The sequence below is a fragment of the Pectobacterium peruviense genome (assembly GCF_003312355.2).
Lineage (GTDB): Bacteria > Pseudomonadota > Gammaproteobacteria > Enterobacterales > Enterobacteriaceae > Pectobacterium > Pectobacterium peruviense.
On sequence record NZ_CP161826.1, the window covers coordinates 2,935,476 to 2,957,477 of the forward strand.

A 22,002-nucleotide genomic window follows, 5' to 3' on the forward strand; every position below is an offset into this window, starting at 1 on the left:
TAAAAATCATGACGATAAAATGACAAATAAAACCCTCAAATGAAATAATTTCTACGTTAGGATAACAATCATGGCTCTTACTGAATAAAAAGGATTCGTTATGACAGACAGTCTGGCTCATCAACTCAGCAATCGGTTTTACCGTTATCTCGCCGTCACCAGCCAAAGCGATGCCAGTTCCACAACATTGCCCAGCACGCCGGAACAACATGAGATGGCGCGTCTGCTGGCGGACGAGTTGCGTACGATAGGCCTACAAGATGTGGTGATTGATGAGCACGCCACGGTAACCGCCGTAAAGCCGGGCAACTGTCCATCCGCGCCGCGCATTGGCTTTATTACTCATATCGATACGGTTGACGTCGGCCTGTCGCCGCATATTCACCCGCAAACGCTGCGCTTTACTGGTGAAGACCTGTGCCTGAATGCCGAACAGGACATCTGGCTGCGCACAGCGGAACACCCAGAAGTTCTACCGTATGTCGGGCAGGACATTATCTTCAGCGACGGCACCAGCGTACTGGGTGCGGACAACAAAGCCGCCGTCACCGTGGTGATGACGCTCATGGAGAATCTGACCGATGCAACGCTACGCGGCGATATCGTAGTGGCCTTCGTGCCGGATGAGGAAATTGGGCTGCGCGGTGCTAAAGCGCTCGATCTCAAACGCTTCGATGTTGATTTCGCCTACACCATCGACTGCTGCGAGCTGGGTGAAGTGGTGTATGAGAATTTCAATGCGGCCTCGGCGGAAATTCGTTTTACCGGCGTGCCCGCGCACCCGATGTCGGCGAAAGGCGTGCTGGTTAATCCCCTGCTTATGGCACATGACTTTATCAGCCAGTTCGATCGCCAACAGACACCGGAACACACGGAAGGACGCGAGGGCTATGTCTGGTTTAACGATCTGACGGCGAATGCCAGTGAAGCAAAGCTCAAAACCTCTATTCGCGATTTCGATTTAGCCACGTTTGAACAGCGTAAACAGCAGATTGCAGTGATCGCAGAGAAGATTGCCGCGCAGTATCCTACTGGCACCGTGACCTATACGCTCACCGATATCTACAGCAATATCAGCAACGCGATTACCGACGATCGTCGGGCAATAGACCTGCTGTTTGCTGCACTGGACACGCTGGGTATTGAACCTAAGGTGACGCCAATGCGTGGCGGCACGGACGGTGCAGCGCTATCCGCTAAAGGGTTGCTAACGCCGAACTTCTTCACCGGCGCGCACAATTTCCACTCACGCTTTGAGTTTCTCCCTGTGCCGTCGTTTGTGAAATCGTATGAAGTGGCATTGAATTTATGCCTGCTGGCAGCGAAATAATTACTTTCAGAAAAGAATGAGGCGGACGAGCGTCCGCCGCTAAAAGATAAAATCCACGTTTACTTCACCTAGGTTTTCACCAACCGCAGCGCCGATGGCGTCAGGGCGTATTCCGTTTTGAATAGGTAATTCAGGTGACTGGCGGAGCTAAACGGTAATCATCTAAAAGCGTTTAATCACTACTAAATAGATTGATACCCGGGATGCATTATTTACGATCGGGCTTTAGCCGACTATCAAACTGGAACGGTATAGTCTCTGCCCGCTGAATGATCCCGTAGAAATCCGGGTGTTCAGGGTTTAACAGGTAGTTATACTCTACGGGCGAGAGGGCGCTGGGGACTCGCAACGCTATCGAACTTTTGGTAAAGATCCACGCATCACCGTATACCGCCAGATCCGGTGGCGCTTCTTCAGCAGCCCAGTTGTCTGGCAATTCGTCCATATCGGCACTCTGAATCTGATCTTCAGGCACATCGATACGCATTAGCGTGTAATAATCCAGGATCTGCGCGGCATGCAGGTGTACCAGCGTCTCCAGCATGGTAAGCGATGCGGTTTCTGAGACATAAACCATCGAGGTGCCAACACTGTTCCAGCGGCCTCCAGCTTCTTTTGCTCCGAATCCCGTCCAGGCTGTAGAAAGATACTTTGTCTTTGTAAGCCGATAGAGAATCAAGAGTACACACCATGTTCCAGGCGCGTGAGTAATTTCATGACTTCGTAAGCCCCGGTTTCGGATACCATCAGTTCTGCTGGTACTTTTCCGCCAAGCGCCCTGTTTGGCTCATTCAACCATTTTTGAGCCTCGTCCTTATCACCTTCAAACAGTTCTACGGCGCGATCAATAACACGGATGATACGCACCAACCGTTCACTTTGATCGGCGCTAAATCGCGCTTTGACGCTGCGGCTAAACGTCGTTGACGGAATGCCGGACATTTTACGCAGGTCGTTTTGCGTTATCTTCGCCCAGTCAGCGATAAGATTAGCAACCTTGCCCTCAAGGCCTTCGCTAATCTGTCCCAAAAGCGCCACACCATCAGAATGGTTTAATCCCGCCACCTGCCATAAACGGGGCGGCCTGCTCTGAGTCGTGGATAAGCTAAATGTTTTCATAACAAACCTCCATTTGGAGCTTTTATTATACCCAAATGGTAATTATCGCGCAAATAGTAGACATCGTCTGGCAGTGGCCTAGCGCGGTGATGCTCTGTCGCCCACGCAGTCCAACTGCACACCTGCTATGGCAAAAATAGCGCGATAAAAAAGGGAGCCACTGGCTCCCTTTCGATTTTACTTGTCCGCTGGCTTGCTGCGGTTTTGTGGACGCGGTGCGCGGCGCTGACCTTCGCCACTGCTCTTACCGCCATTCCCTTTTCCGCCAGTACCCCACGGGCTATCGCTATTACCGCCTGCTTTACGCGGCTGGCGATTGCCATCGGCTGAACGACGTTCGCCCTGACCTTGACTACGATCGCTGCGTTCGGACTGACCGCGTGGCGCGCCAGACTGCGCACGAGGTGCCGAGTTACGCGCACCGCCACCACCGCCGCCACGGCTGCCCTGACGACCATTCACAATCGGCTCGGCCTTGATGGACGGATCCGGCTCGTAACCTTCAATAGCGATACGCGGAATCTCACGCTTCAGCAGACGTTCGATGTCACGCAACAGTTTGTGTTCATCCACACACACCAGCGATAGCGCTTCACCCGTTGCTTCCGCACGACCGGTACGGCCGATACGGTGAACGTAATCTTCTGGCACGTTCGGCAGCTCATAGTTCACCACGTGCGGCAACTGGTCGATATCCAGACCCCGCGCGGCGATATCTGTCGCGACCAGCACACGGATGCCGCCGTCCTTGAAGTTGGCCAGCGCGCGAGTACGCGCACCCTGACTTTTATTACCGTGGATAGCCGCAGCGGTGATACCGTCTTTTTCCAACAGCTCAGCCAAGTGGTTAGCCCCGTGCTTGGTACGGGTAAAGACCAGTACCTGCTGCCAGTTATTTTCACCAATCAGCTGCGACAGCAGTTCACGCTTGCGGCGCTTATCAACAAAATGCACATTCTGCGTGACCAGTTCAGACGGCGAATTACGACGCACGACTTCGACCGAAGCCGGATTGGTCAGCAGTTTGTTCGCCAGCGCTTTGATCTCATCCGAGAAAGTGGCGGAGAACAGCAGGTTTTGGCGTTTAGCAGGTAGCTTCGCCAGTACACGGCGAATATCGTGAATGAAGCCCATATCCAGCATCCGGTCTGCTTCATCCAGCACCAGAATTTCGATCTGAGACAGGTCAACAGCGCGCTGGTGCTCCAGATCGAGCAGACGCCCTGGCGTCGCCACCAAAATGTCCACGCCGCCACGCAGTTTCATCATCTGTGGGTTAATGCTCACCCCACCGAAGACGACCAGTGAACGCAGGCTCAGATACTTGCTATACGCCTTCACATTTTCATCAATCTGCGCGGCCAGTTCACGGGTTGGCGTCAGGATCAGCGCGCGTACCGGACGGCGACCTTTCCCTTTATGCTGCGCTTCACGGCTGGTCAACAGTTGCAATAGTGGCAACGTAAAACCTGCGGTTTTACCCGTACCCGTTTGGGCGCTGGCCATTAAATCGCGCCCTTCCAGCACGACAGGAATCGCCTGGCGTTGAACAGGAGTAGGATCGCGATAACCCTGCTCGTCAATCGCGCGCAGAATATCGGCACTCAGGCCGAGAGAATCAAATGACATAAAAAGAACAACTCCAGATCCGCTCTGACCGGACAGCAGCCGGTGTAGTTTTCAGAGGGTCAGTAAGACGGGTTTGGCGGGCCACTATTAACGTAACAACTCACGTAACAACAACATACGCAACAACCACGGTGAACGAGCACAACTACGGTGCATGACTGTAGATGATTGTAGCAGAGATTCTATCCCCGTCATACTTCAAGCTGCATGTGCGTTGGCTTCTCTTAAATACTCGCCCTAAAGGGCCGCTGCCTGCAACTCGAATTATTTAGGGCATAACAGCTGAAAGATTTTTATCTGTGTCAGCCTGTTTTTCTGACGGGGCGCAGTAATGGGCAATTTTGGCAGTATTCCTGCGGCTGCGATGCCTTGTAATAAAAACAGCAGGTGCGACGAAAGCGCACCTCACGAAAGTTCACCGCACTCCCCGCAACAGGAACTCGCGTTTTCGCACGAAAGAACGGTCTTAGCGGATTATCATCACAGCCAAAGCGTTCCCCGGGCGCAGCCAGTAAAGCGTCGAAATCTTGCTGTACCTGCTGTGCCAGCGTCATTCCCTGCGAACACACTGCCGCCGGATCGTCCCACTCAATGCGCTGCTCGTATAACGAAAATACCCGTACGGCGACGTTCTCCCACAGAATACGCAGCGGCACACCCGACACCGCTGACAACGAATGCAAGATCGGCGACAGATGTTGAGCAAACAGCGTGTCGAACAGGCTATCGCGCCACGCTTCCCGCCGCCCTGTTTCTGGTTGAGACACTGTCAGATCGTAAAGCGGCATCGTTGATGTCCACAGACGGCTGTGTCCAAATTCCAGCACGCTGTTATCCAGCGCCATGTTCAGCCCTTTGTTATACACCGACATGGTGTACAGGCTGGCGGCCGTGGTTAAGAACCCTATCCGCTTCACCAGAAGAGAAGCGGTAATCTTGATCGACGGCGAAAGCAACGGTGGCGTCAGGGTTTCCAGCAGCCAACGACAACAGTCTGGCTCCAACACTCTCCGACTCGGACAGCTGTCATGGCCTATCCGCTGCGAGGCATCCGACAATTGCAATGTGCCGGAGAGCATTGCCCACTGCGCTGGCGTCAGACGATTAGCCGACATTATCCACCGTTTCCGCGGCTTCACGCCCAAACGGAATGCACAGCGGCGTGCCAAAGAATGGGTCGTCAATGATGCGGCAATTCAGGTTGAACACCGTTTTTACCGTGGCCTCGGTAAGAATGTCGCGCGGATTACCCTGCGCAAACACCGTCCGGTCATGCACCGCCACCATGTGATGCGCGTAGCGACATGCCAGATTCAAATCGTGCAACACCATGACAATGGTTTTCTGCTGCTGGAGATTCAACTCTCGTAGCAAATCCAACACCTCCATCTGATGCGCCAGATCGAGGTAGGTGGTCGGTTCATCCAGCAGGACGATGTCGGTATCCTGCGCCAACGTCATCGCGATCCATACCCGCTGACGCTGGCCGCCGGACAGAGAATCAACCGCGCGATCCTTTAATGCAAGTACGCCAGTGCTGCGCAGCGCCTCAAGGACTTTTTCCTCATCCGTTGTCGACCACTGCTTCAGCCACGACTGGTGCGGATAACGCCCCATCTTCACCAGTTGATAGACTGTCAGACCTTCCGGCGCGGTCGGCGTTTGCGGCAAAATCGCCAGGGATTTCGCCACCTCGACGGTAGATTGCCGATGGATATCCGCCCCGTTAACAATAATCGTCCCACTTGTTGGTTTCAGCAGACGGGCGAATGATTTTAATAACGTGCTCTTACCGCAGCCGTTACTGCCCACCAGCACCGAAATTTTCTGGGCTGGCAGCGAGATATCCAGTGCGTCAATGACGATCTGCTTATCGTAACTTAGCGTCAGCGACTGACTGACAATCGCATCACGGGAATCGCTACTTGTTGGAGGCACATTCTTTGACAGCATAACCTTGCGATCTCAATAGCGTTGCCGAAGCAATAAATAGATAAAAAAGGGCGTTCCGAGCACAGAGATAAAAATGCCAGCAGGTAAATCCAGCGGCAGGAACGCCGTACGACCCAGTAAATCGGCCACCACCACCAGTAAACCGCCCGTCAACGCCGACACCAGCGCCAGTCCGGGAAATGAACGGCTCGCCAGCTTTTTCGCAATATGCGGTGCTAGCAGGCCGACAAACGCCATCGCACCAGCGTAGGCAATTGCCGCTCCTGCCAGCGCGACACTCAGCGTCAACAGTGCAAGCCGGATACGCCCGACAGACTGGCCAACACCGCAGGCCAGCACGTCATCCAGTTCATGCACGTTGACATGTCGCGCCAGCCCCACCAGAAACGGTGCACCGAGCAGCAACCAGCCCGCCAGCGCTGACACATGCTGCCACTGTGCGCCGTAGATGCTGCCCGTCAGCCACACATAGGCCGTCAATGTCGTGCCGATCGGGCTAAACACCAACATCATCGTAACCGCCGCTCCCATGATGGCGGACAGTCCAACGCCGACCAGCACCAAGCGTAGCGGAGATGCACCTTGTTTCCAGGCCAGTAGATAAATAGCGATCGCCGTAATCCACGCCCCGCTCATTGCCGCCAGTGGGAGCCAACGCTGGCTTATCGTTGTCGCCAGAAACGAGAGAAAGAATACCGCCGCCGCCGATGCGCCGCTGGTAATCCCCAGAATATCCGGCGAGGCCAGCGGATTGCGCACGATGCTTTGCAGAATCAAACCAGATATCGCCAGCGCGCCGCCGACTAATAGTGCCAGCAGTGCACGCGGCAAACGCAGATCGTTGACGATAAAGTGTATGCCGCTGTCTGCCTTTCCCAACAGCGCCGACAGCACCTGCGTGGGCGACAGCACAACCTGTCCCAGTGACAGCGAGAGGAACACGACAGCTAATAGCGCCAGCAGGAGCGAGAGCGCCACCATTGACGTGCGCAAATCAATCTGGCGCGAAAGGCTTCCCATCCGCACGGTAAAGACCTTACCCATGCCGTATTCCCCTTCTCGCCAGATAAATGAAGAATGGCGCTCCCAGCAAAGCCGTCATTGCCCCGACCGGCACTTCCTGCGGCACAATCAGCAAACGGGCGGCAACATCGGCCAGCAGCAGCAACGTGCCACCGAAAATTGCACAGCCGGGCAACAGCCAGCGGTGATCGGCTGACAGCACGCGCCGCACAATATGCGGCACAATCAGCCCGATAAAACCGATATTTCCGGCTATCGCCACTGCGCCACCCGCTAACCCGATCACGCACAGCCCAGACAACGCGCGCACCAGTGCGGTTCGCTGCCCCAGTCCTTTGGCGATCTCGTCGCCCGCCACCAGAATATTCAGATGACGCGACAGCAGTAACGTGAGGCATAGCGCGATAACAAAGTATGGCAGCAGCGGCAATAGCATCGACAGGTTGCGCCCGGATACCGAACCGGCCAGCCAGAACAGCATGCTATCCAACCCATCCTGATTGATCACCAGCAGCGCCTGCGTAAACGAAATAAACAGCGCGCTGATAGCTGCACCGGCCAGCACGATGCGTAAGTGGCTGGAACGCGCATTGCCCAACGTTCCCAACACATACACCATGACGCCAGCAACAGCCGCGCCCAGATAGGCCGTCCATGCCAACGCAACCTGCGAGGAAAAGGTCAACAGCGAAGACAGCAGCACGACGGCAAACATGGCTCCGGCATTAATGCCAAATATCCCCGGCGAGGCTAGTGGGTTACGCGTCAATGCCTGCATTAGCGCCCCAGCAACGGCAAGGCTGGCACCGACAACAAGGGCAATCACCGTCCGCGACAGGCGTGTCGTCAGCACCAGAATGTGATCGATCTGCTGCGGATCGTAATAGAATAGCGCCCTGAACACGGCACCAAATGAAATCGTGGTTTGTCCCAGCATCAGGCTAGCGACGATACTCAACAGCAGCAGTGTGATACCCGCTGCCATCACGATGCACTGTCTCATCGCGTCTGACTCTCCTCTGCAATATCGCTTTTTTTGCTAGCGGGTTCCGTTTTACCAGCGAACTGTCGTTCGATATCGTCCAACATATTATTCGCGCCCAAAATACCGCCAGACAGGCTCCAGGCCACGTTATCGACTGGATACACCTGCTGTTGCCGAGGTGCACGTAGCCGCTGCCAAAGCGGGTGAGCCTGCCAATCTCGATAATTCTGCGCCACCGCAGGTTTGTCTGAACGCAGCAGCACAAAGAATAGATCGGCATCCACCACGGGAATACTCTCTTTGCTCGTAAGCTTTTGCATTACACCTGACGTGTAGCTTTCCGGCCGCGACCAGACAAAGCCGATTTCCGACAGCACCGACCCGGCAAAGCTGGCGGGCAGATAAGTACGCATGTGATCTTCACGGAATTCGAGAATGGAAACACTGAGCGGCCAGCGATCGCCGAATCGCGCCTTTAGCCTGTCACGCAGCGAATTCACGCGTCGATCCCAGTGGGATAAAATCTCGTGTGCCTTATCTTCCCTGTTCAGCGCTACGCCCATCATCTGTACCGTGTCCTTGAATTCAGACACCCTGTCCAGTGCGATGGTTGGCGCGATCTGCGACAGCAGACCGTAGATTTTCTCATGTCGAAAAGTAGAGGCTACGATGAGATCGGGTTTGAGTAGCGCGATAGTTTCCAGACTGGGCTGCGTTTCCAGCCCGACCAGCGTTACGCCCTGCAGCGCGGGGCGCAAATAGCGGTAAATCGGCTTCTCCGTCCACGACTCCACCACGCCAATCGGCTTGATTCCCAGCGCGACAGCGGAGTCCGTCGCACCCTGAAATAGCGTCACTATACGCAGCGGCGTCCCCGTCACGGTGGTCACACCCAACGCATGCCGAACCTGACGCGGCGATTCAGCCGCCTGCGCTAGCGTCACCAGCAGAAAAGACAACAACACGGCCAGCGAAAAACGCGGCCGTGTTGCTGATTTTTGGACATGGCTAAACAAGGTAACCTTAGAAATCAATCGAATAACCCAGGGTCATCGTGCGTCCACGCCCGGAGAAATAGCGCGTGTTGTTATTGAGTCCAGCCTGCGAATAGTAGGTGATGTACTGTTTATCCAGCAGGTTAGCCACCGCGACATTAAGGCGACCATATGGCAGTTTGTACCCTACCGCCGCATCCATCAGCAGGTAGCCGTCAAACGCCAATCCCGCATCGTCAAAGCTGCGGCCGAAAGCATAATTTGCCTGCACGAATGAACTCCATTGATCGTTCCAGTTCGCCGACCAACTGGTGATGAGACGATCCGGCGCGATATTCAGGCCGTTGAGTTTCTTATCCAGCTTACCGTCGCCGTTGCTGTCATACTTCCCCTCGCTGTGGGCGTAAGAGGCATTAATTTTATGCTGGTCGTTAATCTGGTAGCCTGCGGTCACTTCGATACCTTGAATACGCGTTTTCTCACGCTTAGAGACAAAAGTATCGCCCTGCTGCTCTACACGATCGCCCAATTTACTGTTGGACTGGTAGTAGCTGGCTTCAAAATCAAATCGATCCTTTTTAAAGCGGAATCCTGTTTCTACGTTATCTGTAACAATCGGCTTCAGGTTATTAAAATTACTTAGCCTGACGTTAGAGGTTCTCACATCTCGTAGTACTCTCCCCACTTCCGGCATCCCAAAACCTTCTGAATAACTGGCAAACACATCTAGCGAGTTGGTAACCGAATAAACCGCACCAACGTTATACAATGTCTCATTGAACGTTAGTGACCCACCCTCAACAAATACACCATTATTCGCAGCCAGAGCCTGAAAACTATCTACTTTAAGTTTGGCGCTTTCATGACGTACTCCAGCATGCAGAACTAAATCGTCCAGCAGTTGATATTCACCCTGAATAAACGGTGAATAGTTGGTGTACTCCATTTTTGGCACGTAGGTGCGCTTGGTCAGATAAAGATCCTGTTTCCCTTTATCGTATAGCGTATCGAAACCCACCGTAACTTTCAGCGTATCATCCAGCAGGTCATCTTTGGTCAGCGCCAACTTGGTGCCGTACTTATTAGCCACTGACTGTGACTGATCGTAAAACGAGCCAACGGGTGCAAGTGTTGGATCCTGGAAAGAAGATGACTGTGTCGCACCAAATAATGCCTCATAGCGCTGGTTAAACACCAACGCGGACAGCTTCATTCCGGCCAGATCGTGATGCTCATACGTTAAGCCTGTTGTCCAAATACTGTTATTCGGTGCCTCACCCGGCGGCGTGCCACGCACAGAGGTAGTTGGAATACCCTGCGTACGAATACCATCCACGCTGAGGTAGTTATTTTCGCCTTTGATGTGGTAGCGGTTTACGCTCAACTGAATGCGCTGGTAGTCGTCCAGCCAGTAGCCAACTTTTGCTAATAGGTCATAAGCTCGCGAATCCATGGTATCGCCCTGCGTATTATCTACACCAACAGGCCGGTTGTTACCATCCATATACAGCCCTTGATTCTCATAGCCAATCGCGAACAGGTAGTCGAGATAGTCTTCACGTCCGTCGACCCGATAGGTGGTTTTATAGCTGGCGGTTTCACCGCGAATCTTTTCCGTTGGGATTGTGGTCTGTACGTTAACGTGCTGGTTAAACGAACCGTTTTCTGGGCGACGCGTGATAATATTAATTACCCCACCGATCGCCCCCATCCCGTTGGTGGCGTTGGCACCGTGAATCACTTCAATACGCTCGACCATCGAGTAGTCGACCGTATGCATCTCACGTCCAGTGGGGCGCAGTGGGTTGGATTGGGGAATGCCGTCGATCATCACCAGCGCTGCGCGACCGCGGAAGGTTTCGCCGCTGCCGCTCATTTTCTGACGGCTTGGGGAGAACGAAGGAAGCAGATTGCTCAAAATTTGCGATGAGTCGGAGGTGACCTGCATCTGCTGCTCGATTTGCTCTTTGGTAATCACCGTGACCACCTGCGGCGCTTTCTGCTGCTGGATATTCGAGCGTGAGGCGGTAATCACCATCTCATCACCGCTTGAATCACCCTTTTTGGCCGTATCATCCTGTGCATACGCCGGAGCAATCAGCACGCATGGCATCAATGCAAGTAAAGTGCGCATCTGGTTCACTGTCCTTCCCCTTTGGTTATATATCCAACCGTGAATAAAAATCATCGCCTGTGGCAGACCACTCACCGCAGCACAGACAAAAAAATGCCAAAATGCTTCGTCTTACGCGAAGCACTTTGGCGGATCACTATCGGCTCTGGCATTGAACGCAGGGTTTACCCCCTATGGCACAACGTCAATGCTGGCAGGCCACTATGTCAGTACCAATGAAAATGCAATTGCTAATGGCAATTATTATCATTCAATGAAATTAATTACAATAGCTACAGCTTATTTTCACTTTTTTAACAAAAAGAAGATGTTATGTCGGATATAGGCAGCGATGCGGGTGAATCATGGTTAGTGACATGTATTTTTGTGAACTCGATCACTACAAATCACCATCACCCCCTGTAACCCGTCATATGATTAAGAGTCTCCAGAAATAAGAAACGACGTGCCCTTTTAACGGCCTGCGGGATCGCTGCCGCCGACAAGCACACCGCAGACAAACAAGGAACTATGCGTGATGAACAAGAGAAAATTGGCGTTCGCTGCCATCGTCCTTATCCTGCTCGGTACGGGTTACGGCTTTTATCACCACCATCAGCAGCGGGAAAAACCATTAACGCTTTACGGTAATGTGGATATCCGCACCGTCAATCTGGCCTTCCGCGTCGGCGGTAGAGTGGCCGAATTACACGTTGATGAGGGCGATGCCGTGCAGGCAGGCCAACCGCTGGCAACGCTCGACGCTGCGCCTTATCTGAATGCCCAGCACCAAGCACAGGCAAACCTCGCCAGCGCACAGGCACAGCTTCAACTGGCGCTGGAAGGCTACAGGCAGGAAGAGATCGCGCAGGTACGCTCTCAGGCTGTTCAGAGTCAGGCTGCCTATGATTACGCCAATAGCTTCTACCAGCGTCAGCAAGGGTTGTGGGATAAACGCGCCATTTCCGCCAACATGCTGGACGACGCCAGAACGGCGCGTAATCAGGCGCTTGCGGCACTACAGGCGGCGAAAGACAAACTAAGCCAATTCGAAAGCGGTAACCGACCACAGGAAATAGCCGCCGCGCAGGCGGCAGTGGCACAGGCCGAAGCTGGGCTGGCACAGGCGGAATTGGATAAACAGGACGCCGAACTGCTTGCCCCCTCTCCCGGCGTGATCCTCACTCGCGCCGCCGAAAAAGGCAGCATGCTGGCAGCAGGCAGTACCGTTTTCACCCTCTCACTGACTCGCCCCATTTGGGTACGCGCCTACGCGAGCGAGAAAGATCTCGGCCGCGTTGTGCCCGGTAGCCAAATGCTGATTTACACCGATGGCCGCCCCAATCAGCCTTATCGCGGCAATATAGGTTTTGTGTCACCAAGTGCCGAATTCACACCGAAAAGCGTCGAAACGGAAGATTTACGTACCGATCTGGTTTACCGCCTACGCATTGTAGTTACCGATCCCGATGATGGGCTACGACAAGGGATGCCGGTCACGCTACGTTTTGAGGAGACGCGCACTGGAGATGCCAATCGCGTCAATAAGCCCGAACGTCATGACTGATTCTCCCACGCACATTGCGTTGGAGGGGCTGGAGAAGCGCTTTGTCGGACAGGAAAAACCCGCGCTTGCCAGCCTCACCGCCGAGATACGCAGCGGCGCAGTGACCGGACTAGTCGGCCCCGACGGCGCGGGGAAAACCACCCTGCTACGCATGCTGGCGGGGTTATTAACGCCCAGCAACGGTACGCTGCGCGTGGCGAATCTGGATCCCATCAAAGAAGATCGTCAGCTCCATGCCATTCTGGGCTACATGCCGCAGAAATTCGGTCTGTATGAAGATCTAACGGTGATGGAAAACCTGACGCTGTATGCCGACCTGCGCGGCATCACCGGCGATGTGCGCAAAGAAACCTTTGACCGCTTACTGTCGTTTACTGACCTGACTCGCTTTACCGACAGACTGGCAGGCAAACTCTCCGGCGGCATGAAACAGAAACTGGGGTTGGCCTGTACGCTCCTGGGGCAACCTAAGGTACTTCTGCTGGATGAACCGGGCGTGGGCGTCGACCCGATATCCCGCCGTGAGCTGTGGCAGATGGTGCACGAATTGGCTGACGACGGCATGTTAATCTTGTGGAGCACGTCTTATCTCGATGAAGCGGAACAGTGTCGGGATGTGCTGTTGCTGAATGAAGGCGAGCTACTGTATCGCGGTGCGCCACGCGATCTGACCGCACGCATGGCGGGACGCTGCATACTGGTTGATACCGGAACTCGCCGACACAGGGATGTGCTGCAAGAAGCATTGCGTCTGCCGCAGGTGAGCGACGGCGTGATTCAAGGGCAATACGTCAGACTGATGCTCAAACCGGAGGCAGATCGGGCATCGCTGCTCTCAGCGTTGCATCTGGAAACCGGCAGCCTGCACGATACCGATCCGCGCTTTGAAGATGCGTTTATCGATCTACTGGGCAGCGGCCCAACCAGTGATTCATCGCTGGCGAGCATCATGCCGCAGATTGATATCAGCGGCGGTGAAACGGTGATTGAAGCGCAAGCGCTGACGAAAAAATTTGGCGATTTCGCCGCGACTGACCACGTTAGCTTTCAGGTGAAGCGAGGCGAAATCTTCGGCCTGCTCGGCCCAAACGGTGCCGGAAAATCAACCACCTTCAAGATGATGTGCGGCCTGCTGGTGCCAACCGAGGGCAAGGCGTTGGTGCTTGATATGGATCTGAAAACCAGCTCCGGTAAAGCACGCCAGCATTTGGGCTACATGGCCCAAAAATTCTCACTCTACGGCAATCTGACGGTCGAGCAGAATCTGCGATTTTTCTCCGGCGTTTATGGACTCAAAGGCAAAGTACAGCGCGATAAAATGGCCGGAATGACCGAGGCCTTCAACTTCCAACCGATTTACCGCCAAACGCCAGATGCCCTGCCGCTGGGCTTCAAACAGCGGCTGGCACTGGCCTGTGCACTCATGCACGAACCCGATATTCTGTTTCTCGACGAACCGACCTCCGGTGTCGATCCGCTAACCCGGCGCGAGTTCTGGATACACATCAACGGCATGGTCAACCGTGGCGTCACCGTCATGGTCACCACCCACTTCATGGACGAAGCCGAATACTGCGACCGCATCGGGCTGGTGTATCGCGGCAAACTAATCGCCAGCGGTACGCCGGACGAACTGAAGCATCAGGCTGCCAATACACAGACGCCATCACCGACGATGGAAGAGGCGTTTATTACGCTGATTCAGACGTACGACGGGGAGGCTGAACGTGGTTGAACAGAATAACGTTGAACAGGACAACGCGAGCCAGCACGGCAGCACGCACTTTTCGGGGCGTCGTCTTCGGGCGCTGTGTCTAAAAGAGACGCGCCAAATCTTGCGCGACCCCAGCAGCGGGTTAATTGCCTTCGTGATTCCATTGCTATTGCTCTTTATCTTTGGCTACGGCATCAATCTGGATTCCAGCCGCCTGCACGTCGGTATTCTGCTGGAACAACAAAGTGAAGACGCACGCGATCTGGCTAATACGTTTGCGGCCTCGCCGTTTATTGCGCCGACTATCAGCAATAACCGCCAGCAGTTGATTCAGCAAATGCAGGCTGGCAGCATTCGTGGCCTGATCGTGATTCCCTCTGATTTTGCCGAACGGCTGGCACGACCAAGCGATAGTGCGCCGATTCAGGTCATCACCGACGGCAGCGAACCCAATACGGCAAATTTTGTTCAGGGATATGCGGAAGGAATCTGGCTGCTTTGGCAACAGCAGCGAGCAGAAGATCGCGGCCACACGTTCGAGCAACTTATCGAGGTGCAATCGCGCTACTGGTTTAATCCAGCCGCCATCAGCCAACATTTCATCATTCCCGGCGCGATTACCATCATTATGACGGTGATTGGCGCCATCCTCACTTCGCTGGTGATTGCCCGCGAGTGGGAACGCGGGACGATGGAAGCGCTACTCTCCACGCAGGTCACTCGTGCAGAACTGCTGCTGTCCAAACTCATCCCATATTACGTCCTTGGGATGATCGCTATGACGCTGTGTATTCTGGTCTCAACCTTCATCATGCAGGTGCCCTATCGCGGCTCACTGATTTTACTGTTTATTATCAGCAGCCTGTTCCTTGCCAGCACGCTGGGTATGGGGTTGTTGATTTCCACCCTCACCCGCAACCAGTTCAACGCCGCCATGGTCGCGTTGAATGCAGCATTTCTACCCGCCATCATGCTGTCCGGCTTTATTTTTGAAATTGACAGCATGCCGGAATTTGTTCGAGGCGTGTCATACATCATCCCGGCGCGCTATTTCGTCAGCACGCTGCAAACGCTGTTTCTCGCAGGAAATATCGGTACCGTGCTAATGACAAACCTGCTGTTTCTGATTCTCTCGGCGATTGTCTTTATTGGCCTGACGGCCTGGCAAACCCGGCGCAGGCTGGATTAGGGAGCGATTATGCTGCATCGTCTGTGGACGTTGATTATTAAGGAACTGCAATCGCTGCTGCGCGATCCGCAAACGCGCTCCATTCTGGTGCTGCCCGTTATCCTTCAGGTTTCCCTGTTCCCCTTCGCGGCAACGCTCGACGTGACCAACGCAACCATTGCGATTTACAGCGAAGATAGCGGCCCCCACGCCATAGAGTTGACGCAGCGCTTTGCCAAGGCAAAGTCCTTTTCTCACGTGTTAATGCTACATAGCCCGCAGGACGTGGCACCGACGTTGGATAATCAGCGAGCTCTGCTGATTCTGCGTTTCCCGCCGCAGTTCTCGCGTGATATCGCCAGCGGGAACAGCGCCTCACTTCAGCTTATTCTGGACGGCAGACGCTCTAACAGCGCACAGATCGCCGCCAACGATGTGCAGCACATCGTGCGTGATTATCAGTTGGAATTGCTGGCGGCCAAACCAGCTCAAAGCAGCGCTACCCAGAGCAATTTATTTCATAACAACAGCGAGCTGGTGGTACGCCACTGGTATAACCCAAATCTGGACTATAAATGGTTTGTGGTGCCGTCGCTGATTGCCATGATCGCCACTATCGGCGTGCTGATTGTTACGGCGCTCTCCGTCGCGCGCGAGCGGGAACAAGGTACGTTGGAACAATTACTGGTTTCGCCACTATCGACTAGCCAGATATTCATTGGCAAAGCCGTGCCTGCGCTGATAGTCGCCACATTTCAGGCCACGATAGTGCTGCTAGCGGGCATACTGATTTACCATATCCCCTTCGCCGGATCGCTGCTGCTGTTTTACAGCACGATGCTGATCTATGGTCTGTCGTTGGTCGGCTTCGGCCTGCTGATTTCCTCACTTTGTTCAACGCAACAGCAGGCGTTTATCGGCGTATTCGTTTTCCTGATGCCCGCCATTCTGCTTTCCGGCTATGTCTCACCGGTTGAGAACATGCCGATTTGGTTACAGCACATCACCTGGATTAACCCCATCCGTCACTTCACCGATATAACGAAGCAGATTTACCTCAAGGACGCGGACTTCAGCATTATCTGGGGCAGCTTATGGCCGCTGCTGATCATCACGCTAACCACCGGTTCGGCAGCCTACGCGATTTTTCGACGGAATATTGCGTGAATAAGGAGGGGGATTACGGGAGGTACGCTATCTGGCGCGAGGAATCGCGCCAGATAGGAGCGTAAAATTAACGACGATTACCGAAAATACGCAGCAGCATCAGGAACAGGTTGATGAAGTCGAGGTACAGCGTCAACGCGCCGACGATGGAGTATTTGCGGAAGCTATCCTTGTCATCAACAGACAACTGCTCGCCGATATTTTTCAGCTTCTGGGTGTCATACGCGGTCAGACCGACAAACACCACCACACCGATATAGGTTACTGCCCACATCAGCGCTTCGCTTTTCAGCCACAGGTTCACCAGCGAAGCCAGAACAATCCCGATCAGCGCCATAAACAACATGCTGCCAAAGCCACTTAAATCACGCTTCGTCGTGTAACCGTACAGGCTCATCGCCCCGAACATCCCCGCCGTAATGACAAAAGTGCTGGCGATAGATTCACCGGAGTACATAATGAAAATGCTGGAAAGCGTCAACCCCGTCAGCGCGGAATAGAGCATAAACAGTGACGTGGCAACGGTGCCGCTCAGGCGCTGTACCATGCCGGAAATGACAAATACCAGCCCCAGTTGAGCAATGATCAGTCCGAAGAAAGTGATCTGGCTTGAGAAAACAAAATTCAGTACGGCGGGCGTATTCGCCGCATACCAGGAGACGAACGCCGTCAGCAGTAGGCCACAGGTCATCCAACCATAAACCTGTGCCATATAGGCTTGGAGACCAGACTGCGAGCGCTCAACGATTGAACCCGAGCGTGGATATCTGTCCATGATGTTACCTTTGCATGAAGTTATCTGATTAACGCGGCGCGAACCGCCTGATTGGGGGATCGAGACTAGATATTCTCTCCCCGCCATCCTTTTATCCTAACACAGAAATCGACTACCAGCGCTGCGCGGCCTGTTTATCACTGTCGCGTGATTCCACCCAATGCTCGCCTTCCGGCGTGGCTTCCCGCTTCCAGAATGGCGCACGGGTTTTCAGGTAATCCATGATGAATTGGGCGGCATCAAATGCCGCGCTGCGATGGGCAGCACTGACGCCAACAAACACAATTTCATCCCCCGGATAGAGTGCGCCGACTCGATGAATCACGCTCACACGCGGCAGTTCCCAACGTTCGCGTGCCAGCTCGACAATCTCCGCCAGCGCCTTTTCCGTCATGCCGGGATAGTGTTCCAGCGTCAACGCGCTGACATTTTTCGCCAGATTGTGATTACGCACCTTCCCCGTAAACGTCACCACTGCGCCGTCTTCATCACACTGCGACAGCCACTGGTATTCATCACCTACGTTGAAGTTCTCTTCGCCGACCTGAATGCGCGTTTCTGCCACGATCAACCTCCCGTTACCGGTGGGAAAAATGCCACTTCATCGCCATCCTGTAGCGGGTGCGACAGCTCAACCAGCGACTGATTTACCGCTGCCAACAACTTGCCGGATTCCAATGCTAATTCCCAACGAGCCCCACGCTGGCACAACGCCTGTCGAACCTCCTCTACGGTGGCATAATCAGCAGGCAGCGATAGGTTGTCTGTGTCGATCAGTTCACGCACCTGTGCAAAAAACAGAACCTTAATCATGACCCCTCCGCTGTAAAATCACCGGATTTTCCGCCACTCTTCGCCAATAAGCGCACTGGGCCAATCACCATATCTTTCTGCACGGCCTTGCACATGTCATAGATGGTCAGCGCGGCAACAGAAGCAGCCGTCAGCGCTTCCATCTCCACGCCGGTTTTCCCCGTCAGGCGACACACGGATTCGATGCGAACCCGATTGTGCTCCGGCTGTGCTTCCAGCTCGACAGCCACTTTACTCAGCAGTAGCGGGTGACAGAGCGGAATCAGCTCCCAGGTACGTTTTGCTGCCTGAATCCCGGCAATACGCGCGGTGGCGAACACATCGCCTTTATGGTGGCTACCGGCAATAATCATCGCCAGCGTCTGCGGTGCCATTTCAACGAAGGCTTCAGCACGGGCTTCACGCACGGTCTCCGCTTTGGCGGAAACATCTACCATTGCGGCTTCGCCAGCGGCATTTATGTGGGTCAATTGTGGCTTAGATGATGACATAGTGAGTAAGGCTTATCGTTAAGAGGATTTTTTTAAGTGCGGGTAAAAATTGCACGGCTTCTGACGCGCATCCAGCTGTTCCTGAATGATACGTTCCCACGCCGTTCGACAGGCGCGAGTCGAACCCGGCATGGCAAAAATCACCGTCTGATTAGCCAGACCGGCAAGCGCACGGGATTGCAGTGTCGCGGTGCCAATATCTTCATACGACACCATGCGAAACAGTTCGCCGAAACCTTCAATTTCGCGATCGAACAAAACACCAATGGCTTCCGGCACTACATCGCCTGCCGTAAAGCCCGTACCACCGTTAATCAAAATACCCTGTACTTCCTCGCTAGCAATCCACGCTGAGATCTGTGCGCGAATCTGGTACAAATTTTCTTTCACGATAGCGCTGTCGACAATACGATGCCCTGCGGACTGTGCTGCTTCGCGCAGATAGTCGCCGGAGGTATCGTCTTCCGCCGTACGGCGTTCGGAAACGGTCAGTACCGCCAGATTGAGAGAAACAAATTCGCTGCTGACTTTGCTCATGTCAGGCTCCTTTAAGAATCAGTGATGTCGCGGATTAACCGCCGATAAATGACAGATTTTGCGTCATGCCGCTATTGCCTTCATGCAGGAAGTGCGTCTGCTTCTTCGTCGACAATCCACCCGAGATACGCATTTTCAAATCATCGAGATGACGATCGTCAGCCAGCAAATCACGCAGGGGAATGCCCTGCTCACCAAAGAGGCACAGATGCAGGTTACCGATAGCAGACACGCGAAGACGGTTGCAGCTCAGGCAAAAATCTTTCTCATACGGCATGATTAGCCCGATTTCACCCTGATAGTCTGGATGGCAGAACACCTGAGCAGGACCGTCGCTGCGTGCACGTTGCTGCTGTTGCCACCCTTGCTGCAATAGCTGCTGGCGAATTACCTCACCGGAAACGTGGTGACGGCGGAACAGGTCGCCCCCCTCTCCCGTTTCCATCAGTTCAATAAAGCGGAGTTGAATGGGGCGGTGTTTAATCCAGTCGAGAAAGGTTTGCAGACTGCCTGCGTTCACATCACGCATCAACACGGTGTTAACCTTAACTTTGGCAAAACCGCAGTCAAACGCCGCATCGATGCCGTCCATCACCTGGCGGAATTTATCCTGCCCGGTAATTGCATGAAACTGGTGCGCATCCAGGCTGTCGACGCTGACATTCAGTGCCGTTAGTCCGGCATCACGCCATTGCGCCACGTCGCGAGCCAGACGGTAACCGTTGGTGGTCACCGCCAGCGTACGAATGGCTGGATTTTCTCGAATAGCAGCAATGATATCGACGAAGTCACGACGCAAAGACGGTTCACCACCGGTAAGACGGACTTTTTCCGTTCCCAACTCAGCAAAGGCGCGGCTGACGCGACGAATCTCATCGAGTGATAAAAAGCGATGTGGATTGGTGCCATTGGCCTGATAACCATCCGGCAGACAGTAGGTACAACGAAAATTGCAGACGTCTGTGATAGACAGACGCAAATAGTAAAACTTGCGCGCAAACGCATCAGTCAGTTGACTCACCATAAACACCTTTCCAAATACGGGAGATGCTGGCATTTCTACCTCGCACCCTGGTGACCGCGAAGGCCACGGCCAAGGCACCGTATCATGCGCAATAAGCGCATCACTTAGGCACCAAGGCTAGGAGTTTGATTCTCATCGGTTATCCGTCAGACAGCGGTAGGATTACCAGTAAAGAACCGTGATTTCATTGAGCAGTTTACTGCGAAAAAGCCCCGCTAACCACTCTCAAAATCGATATATAAAATAATATATAACGTATTTTCAATATCTTATGTTGCACAGCATACGGGAAAATGTGTGGTAGAAATTGTCTCAGGTCATGCCAGTGTGAGGATTTTTCGCCTTTTAAGGTGAAATCAGCTACCTTAGCGGCAATTGTTATACCCTAAATAATTCGAGTTTCAGGACAAAACGTACTCGTTTTGAACAACGCGAAGCGTTGGCCCGCGAGGGCGATGCTCGGCAATGAGCATCGTAACCGGCAAGGGAAGGACCCCCTATGAGCTTACTCAAGTAAGTGATTCGGGTGACAAATCTGCCGGGAGCAGATTTGAACGCTGCTTGCAGCGGCCCTTCAGGGCGAGTCCCACGACGGGCCGAGTATTTGAACGCAGCCAACGCACATGCAACTTGAAGTATGACGGGTATACACGTTATTCATATTCCTCTGACTTATTCATAAGGTTCTCTATGCGCAATCGCACGTTGGCCGACCTCGACAGGGTTGTCGCGTTAGGAGGCGGACACGGTTTAGGTCGTGTCATGTCTTCGCTCTCTTCCCTGGGTTCACGGCTAACCGGCATTGTCACGACCACGGATAACGGCGGTTCTACCGGCCGCATCCGCCGCGCCGAAGGTGGCCTTGCCTGGGGCGATACGCGCAACTGTCTGAACCAACTGATCACAACGCCCAGCGTAGCCTCTGCGATGTTTGAATATCGGTTTAACGGTAACGGCGAGCTTGCCGGACACAATCTGGGTAACCTGATGCTAAAAGCACTCGATCACCTGAGCGTGCGCCCGCTGGAAGCTATCAATCTGATTCGCAATTTGCTCAAAGTGGACGCCTTTTTAATTCCGATGTCCGAGCACCCTGTCGATTTAATGGCGATTGATGAGCAAGGTAACCCCGTTTATGGCGAAGTCGAGATCGATCAGTTGGCGGCCTTACCGCAAGATTTGATGCTGTATCCAACCGTACCAACAACGCGTGAGGCCATCGATGTCATCGCCAAAGCCGATCTGATTTTGATTGGCCCCGGCAGTTTCCTGACCAGCCTAATGCCGCTGCTGCTGCTCGAGGATCTAACGCAGGCGCTCCGCCGCACGCCTGCACCCATGGTGTACATTGGCAACCTAGGCAATGAACAAAGCAATCCCGCTGCTCGCCTGACGCTGGCGGAAAAATTGTTCTGGATTGAACGCAAAGTGGGGAAACCGGTTATTGATGCAGCAATCGTCGGCCCAAAAGTTGATGTCAGCCAGATAGGTGACCGTCTAGTCGTGCAGCAGGCGTTGGCTGCGGAGGATGTGCCCCATCATCACGACCGTCAATTACTGCGCCAAGCCATCGACGTCGTGCTGCAAAAGCTGGGATAG

Annotated in this window: 21 protein-coding genes and 1 riboswitch; of the genes, 6 read left to right on the forward strand and 15 right to left on the reverse strand. The window is 53.9% G+C overall.

Features of this window, described 5'->3' with window-relative positions:
• Positions 1-100: 100 nt before the first annotated feature.
• The gene (pepT, locus tag DUT67_RS13310; protein ID WP_113625702.1) at positions 101-1,330 is read left to right on the forward strand and encodes a peptidase T; all 1,230 of its coding nucleotides are present in this window, start codon (positions 101-103) and stop codon (positions 1,328-1,330) included.
• 208 nt (positions 1,331-1,538) lie between these two features.
• On the opposite strand, the gene DUT67_RS13315 is transcribed toward pepT, so the two are convergent.
• From DUT67_RS13315 to DUT67_RS13355, 9 genes are all read right to left on the reverse strand, one after another.
• Positions 1,539-2,009: an RES family NAD+ phosphorylase gene (locus DUT67_RS13315; protein WP_113625701.1), complete on the reverse strand. Its 471-nt coding sequence runs from the start codon at positions 2,007-2,009 to the stop codon at positions 1,539-1,541.
• Positions 2,006-2,449 carry an antitoxin Xre/MbcA/ParS toxin-binding domain-containing protein gene (locus DUT67_RS13320; protein ID WP_113625700.1) on the reverse strand — a complete coding sequence of 148 codons (444 nt, stop codon included), beginning with the start codon at positions 2,447-2,449 and terminating at the stop codon, positions 2,006-2,008. Before DUT67_RS13320 ends, DUT67_RS13315 begins: the two co-directional genes overlap by 4 nt.
• A gap of 177 nt (positions 2,450-2,626) precedes the next feature.
• Complete coding sequence (rhlE, locus tag DUT67_RS13325) at positions 2,627-4,078, reverse strand: ATP-dependent RNA helicase RhlE (protein ID WP_113625699.1); 1,452 nt, start codon at positions 4,076-4,078, stop codon at positions 2,627-2,629.
• Between the two features lie 302 nt (positions 4,079-4,380).
• Positions 4,381-5,193: an IucA/IucC family C-terminal-domain containing protein gene (locus tag DUT67_RS13330; RefSeq protein ID WP_113625698.1), complete on the reverse strand. Its 813-nt coding sequence runs from the start codon at positions 5,191-5,193 to the stop codon at positions 4,381-4,383.
• On the reverse strand, positions 5,183-6,031 hold the full coding sequence (locus DUT67_RS13335) for an ABC transporter ATP-binding protein (protein WP_113625697.1): 849 nt from the start codon (positions 6,029-6,031) through the stop codon (positions 5,183-5,185). Before DUT67_RS13335 ends, DUT67_RS13330 begins: the two co-directional genes overlap by 11 nt.
• Before the next feature lie 12 nt (positions 6,032-6,043).
• A complete protein-coding gene (locus DUT67_RS13340) occupies positions 6,044-7,075 on the reverse strand; it encodes an iron chelate uptake ABC transporter family permease subunit (protein ID WP_113625696.1) in 1,032 nt (343 codons plus the stop codon).
• Positions 7,068-8,057, reverse strand: a complete 990-nt coding sequence (locus DUT67_RS13345; protein WP_113625695.1) for an iron ABC transporter permease — start codon at positions 8,055-8,057, stop codon at positions 7,068-7,070. The genes DUT67_RS13340 and DUT67_RS13345 overlap by 8 nt, the downstream gene beginning before the upstream one ends.
• Positions 8,054-9,073: an ABC transporter substrate-binding protein gene (locus DUT67_RS13350; protein WP_113625694.1), complete on the reverse strand. Its 1,020-nt coding sequence runs from the start codon at positions 9,071-9,073 to the stop codon at positions 8,054-8,056. Before DUT67_RS13350 ends, DUT67_RS13345 begins: the two co-directional genes overlap by 4 nt.
• The gene (locus tag DUT67_RS13355; protein WP_113625914.1) at positions 9,063-11,168 is read right to left on the reverse strand and encodes a TonB-dependent receptor; all 2,106 of its coding nucleotides are present in this window, start codon (positions 11,166-11,168) and stop codon (positions 9,063-9,065) included. The genes DUT67_RS13350 and DUT67_RS13355 overlap by 11 nt, the downstream gene beginning before the upstream one ends.
• A gap of 517 nt (positions 11,169-11,685) precedes the next feature.
• Between DUT67_RS13355 and hlyD the strand changes: the two genes are divergently transcribed.
• From hlyD to DUT67_RS13375, 4 genes are read left to right on the forward strand one after another with little or no spacing between them, the layout of a single operon-like run.
• The gene (gene hlyD, locus DUT67_RS13360; protein ID WP_113625693.1) at positions 11,686-12,714 is read left to right on the forward strand and encodes a secretion protein HlyD; all 1,029 of its coding nucleotides are present in this window, start codon (positions 11,686-11,688) and stop codon (positions 12,712-12,714) included.
• Positions 12,707-14,449 carry an ATP-binding cassette domain-containing protein gene (locus DUT67_RS13365; RefSeq protein WP_113631682.1) on the forward strand — a complete coding sequence of 581 codons (1,743 nt, stop codon included), beginning with the start codon at positions 12,707-12,709 and terminating at the stop codon, positions 14,447-14,449. The genes hlyD and DUT67_RS13365 overlap by 8 nt, the downstream gene beginning before the upstream one ends.
• The gene (locus tag DUT67_RS13370) at positions 14,442-15,617 is read left to right on the forward strand and encodes an ABC transporter permease (protein WP_113625691.1); all 1,176 of its coding nucleotides are present in this window, start codon (positions 14,442-14,444) and stop codon (positions 15,615-15,617) included. Before DUT67_RS13365 ends, DUT67_RS13370 begins: the two co-directional genes overlap by 8 nt.
• 9 nt (positions 15,618-15,626) lie before the next feature.
• Positions 15,627-16,763 (forward strand): ABC transporter permease, encoded by a 1,137-nt coding sequence (locus DUT67_RS13375; protein ID WP_113625690.1) that lies wholly within the window; start codon positions 15,627-15,629, stop codon positions 16,761-16,763.
• A 67-nt stretch (positions 16,764-16,830) separates the two neighbouring features.
• Here the strand turns inward: DUT67_RS13375 and DUT67_RS13380 are convergent, their stop codons facing one another.
• From DUT67_RS13380 to moaA, 6 genes are all read right to left on the reverse strand, one after another.
• A complete protein-coding gene (locus DUT67_RS13380; protein WP_010297658.1) occupies positions 16,831-17,538 on the reverse strand; it encodes a Bax inhibitor-1/YccA family protein in 708 nt (235 codons plus the stop codon).
• A gap of 112 nt (positions 17,539-17,650) precedes the next feature.
• A complete protein-coding gene (gene moaE / locus DUT67_RS13385; protein ID WP_039295628.1) occupies positions 17,651-18,103 on the reverse strand; it encodes a molybdopterin synthase catalytic subunit MoaE in 453 nt (150 codons plus the stop codon).
• A 2-nt stretch (positions 18,104-18,105) separates the two neighbouring features.
• Positions 18,106-18,351 (reverse strand): molybdopterin synthase sulfur carrier subunit, encoded by a 246-nt coding sequence (gene moaD / locus DUT67_RS13390; protein WP_113625689.1) that lies wholly within the window; start codon positions 18,349-18,351, stop codon positions 18,106-18,108.
• Entirely contained in the window at positions 18,348-18,842 is a 495-nt protein-coding gene (moaC, locus tag DUT67_RS13395; protein ID WP_011094349.1) for a cyclic pyranopterin monophosphate synthase MoaC, read from the reverse strand. The genes moaD and moaC overlap by 4 nt, the downstream gene beginning before the upstream one ends.
• Before the next feature lie 18 nt (positions 18,843-18,860).
• Positions 18,861-19,379 (reverse strand): molybdenum cofactor biosynthesis protein B, encoded by a 519-nt coding sequence (gene moaB / locus DUT67_RS13400; protein WP_048260891.1) that lies wholly within the window; start codon positions 19,377-19,379, stop codon positions 18,861-18,863.
• A 34-nt stretch (positions 19,380-19,413) separates the two neighbouring features.
• Positions 19,414-20,403 carry a GTP 3',8-cyclase MoaA gene (gene moaA / locus DUT67_RS13405; RefSeq protein WP_113631683.1) on the reverse strand — a complete coding sequence of 330 codons (990 nt, stop codon included), beginning with the start codon at positions 20,401-20,403 and terminating at the stop codon, positions 19,414-19,416.
• A riboswitch (molybdenum cofactor riboswitch) is annotated at positions 20,391-20,539 on the reverse strand. (Overlaps the previous gene by 13 nt.)
• Before the next feature lie 554 nt (positions 20,540-21,093).
• Between moaA and yvcK the strand changes: the two genes are divergently transcribed.
• Complete coding sequence (gene yvcK / locus DUT67_RS13410; RefSeq protein ID WP_113631684.1) at positions 21,094-22,002, forward strand: uridine diphosphate-N-acetylglucosamine-binding protein YvcK; 909 nt, start codon at positions 21,094-21,096, stop codon at positions 22,000-22,002.

What these genes read in the sequence shown, in the direction of transcription:
- DUT67_RS13380 (WP_010297658.1), bottom strand. Translation starts at nt 17,538, where the DNA reads ATGGACAGATATCCACGCTCGGGTTCAATCGTTGAGCGCTCGCAGTCT.
- DUT67_RS13355 (WP_113625914.1), bottom strand. Translation starts at nt 11,168, where the DNA reads ATGCGCACTTTACTTGCATTGATGCCATGCGTGCTGATTGCTCCGGCG.
- yvcK (WP_113631684.1), top strand. Translation starts at nt 21,094, where the DNA reads ATGCGCAATCGCACGTTGGCCGACCTCGACAGGGTTGTCGCGTTAGGA.
- moaD (WP_113625689.1), bottom strand. Translation starts at nt 18,351, where the DNA reads ATGATTAAGGTTCTGTTTTTTGCACAGGTGCGTGAACTGATCGACACA.
- moaC (WP_011094349.1), bottom strand. Translation starts at nt 18,842, where the DNA reads ATGTCATCATCTAAGCCACAATTGACCCACATAAATGCCGCTGGCGAA.
- pepT (WP_113625702.1), top strand. Translation starts at nt 101, where the DNA reads ATGACAGACAGTCTGGCTCATCAACTCAGCAATCGGTTTTACCGTTAT.
- DUT67_RS13320 (WP_113625700.1), bottom strand. Translation starts at nt 2,449, where the DNA reads ATGAAAACATTTAGCTTATCCACGACTCAGAGCAGGCCGCCCCGTTTA.
- DUT67_RS13365 (WP_113631682.1), top strand. Translation starts at nt 12,707, where the DNA reads ATGACTGATTCTCCCACGCACATTGCGTTGGAGGGGCTGGAGAAGCGC.
- moaB (WP_048260891.1), bottom strand. Translation starts at nt 19,379, where the DNA reads ATGAGCAAAGTCAGCAGCGAATTTGTTTCTCTCAATCTGGCGGTACTG.
- DUT67_RS13345 (WP_113625695.1), bottom strand. Translation starts at nt 8,057, where the DNA reads ATGAGACAGTGCATCGTGATGGCAGCGGGTATCACACTGCTGCTGTTG.
- DUT67_RS13335 (WP_113625697.1), bottom strand. Translation starts at nt 6,031, where the DNA reads ATGCTGTCAAAGAATGTGCCTCCAACAAGTAGCGATTCCCGTGATGCG.
- moaA (WP_113631683.1), bottom strand. Translation starts at nt 20,403, where the DNA reads ATGGTGAGTCAACTGACTGATGCGTTTGCGCGCAAGTTTTACTATTTG.
- DUT67_RS13330 (WP_113625698.1), bottom strand. Translation starts at nt 5,193, where the DNA reads ATGTCGGCTAATCGTCTGACGCCAGCGCAGTGGGCAATGCTCTCCGGC.
- DUT67_RS13340 (WP_113625696.1), bottom strand. Translation starts at nt 7,075, where the DNA reads ATGGGTAAGGTCTTTACCGTGCGGATGGGAAGCCTTTCGCGCCAGATT.
- rhlE (WP_113625699.1), bottom strand. Translation starts at nt 4,078, where the DNA reads ATGTCATTTGATTCTCTCGGCCTGAGTGCCGATATTCTGCGCGCGATT.
- DUT67_RS13375 (WP_113625690.1), top strand. Translation starts at nt 15,627, where the DNA reads ATGCTGCATCGTCTGTGGACGTTGATTATTAAGGAACTGCAATCGCTG.
- hlyD (WP_113625693.1), top strand. Translation starts at nt 11,686, where the DNA reads ATGAACAAGAGAAAATTGGCGTTCGCTGCCATCGTCCTTATCCTGCTC.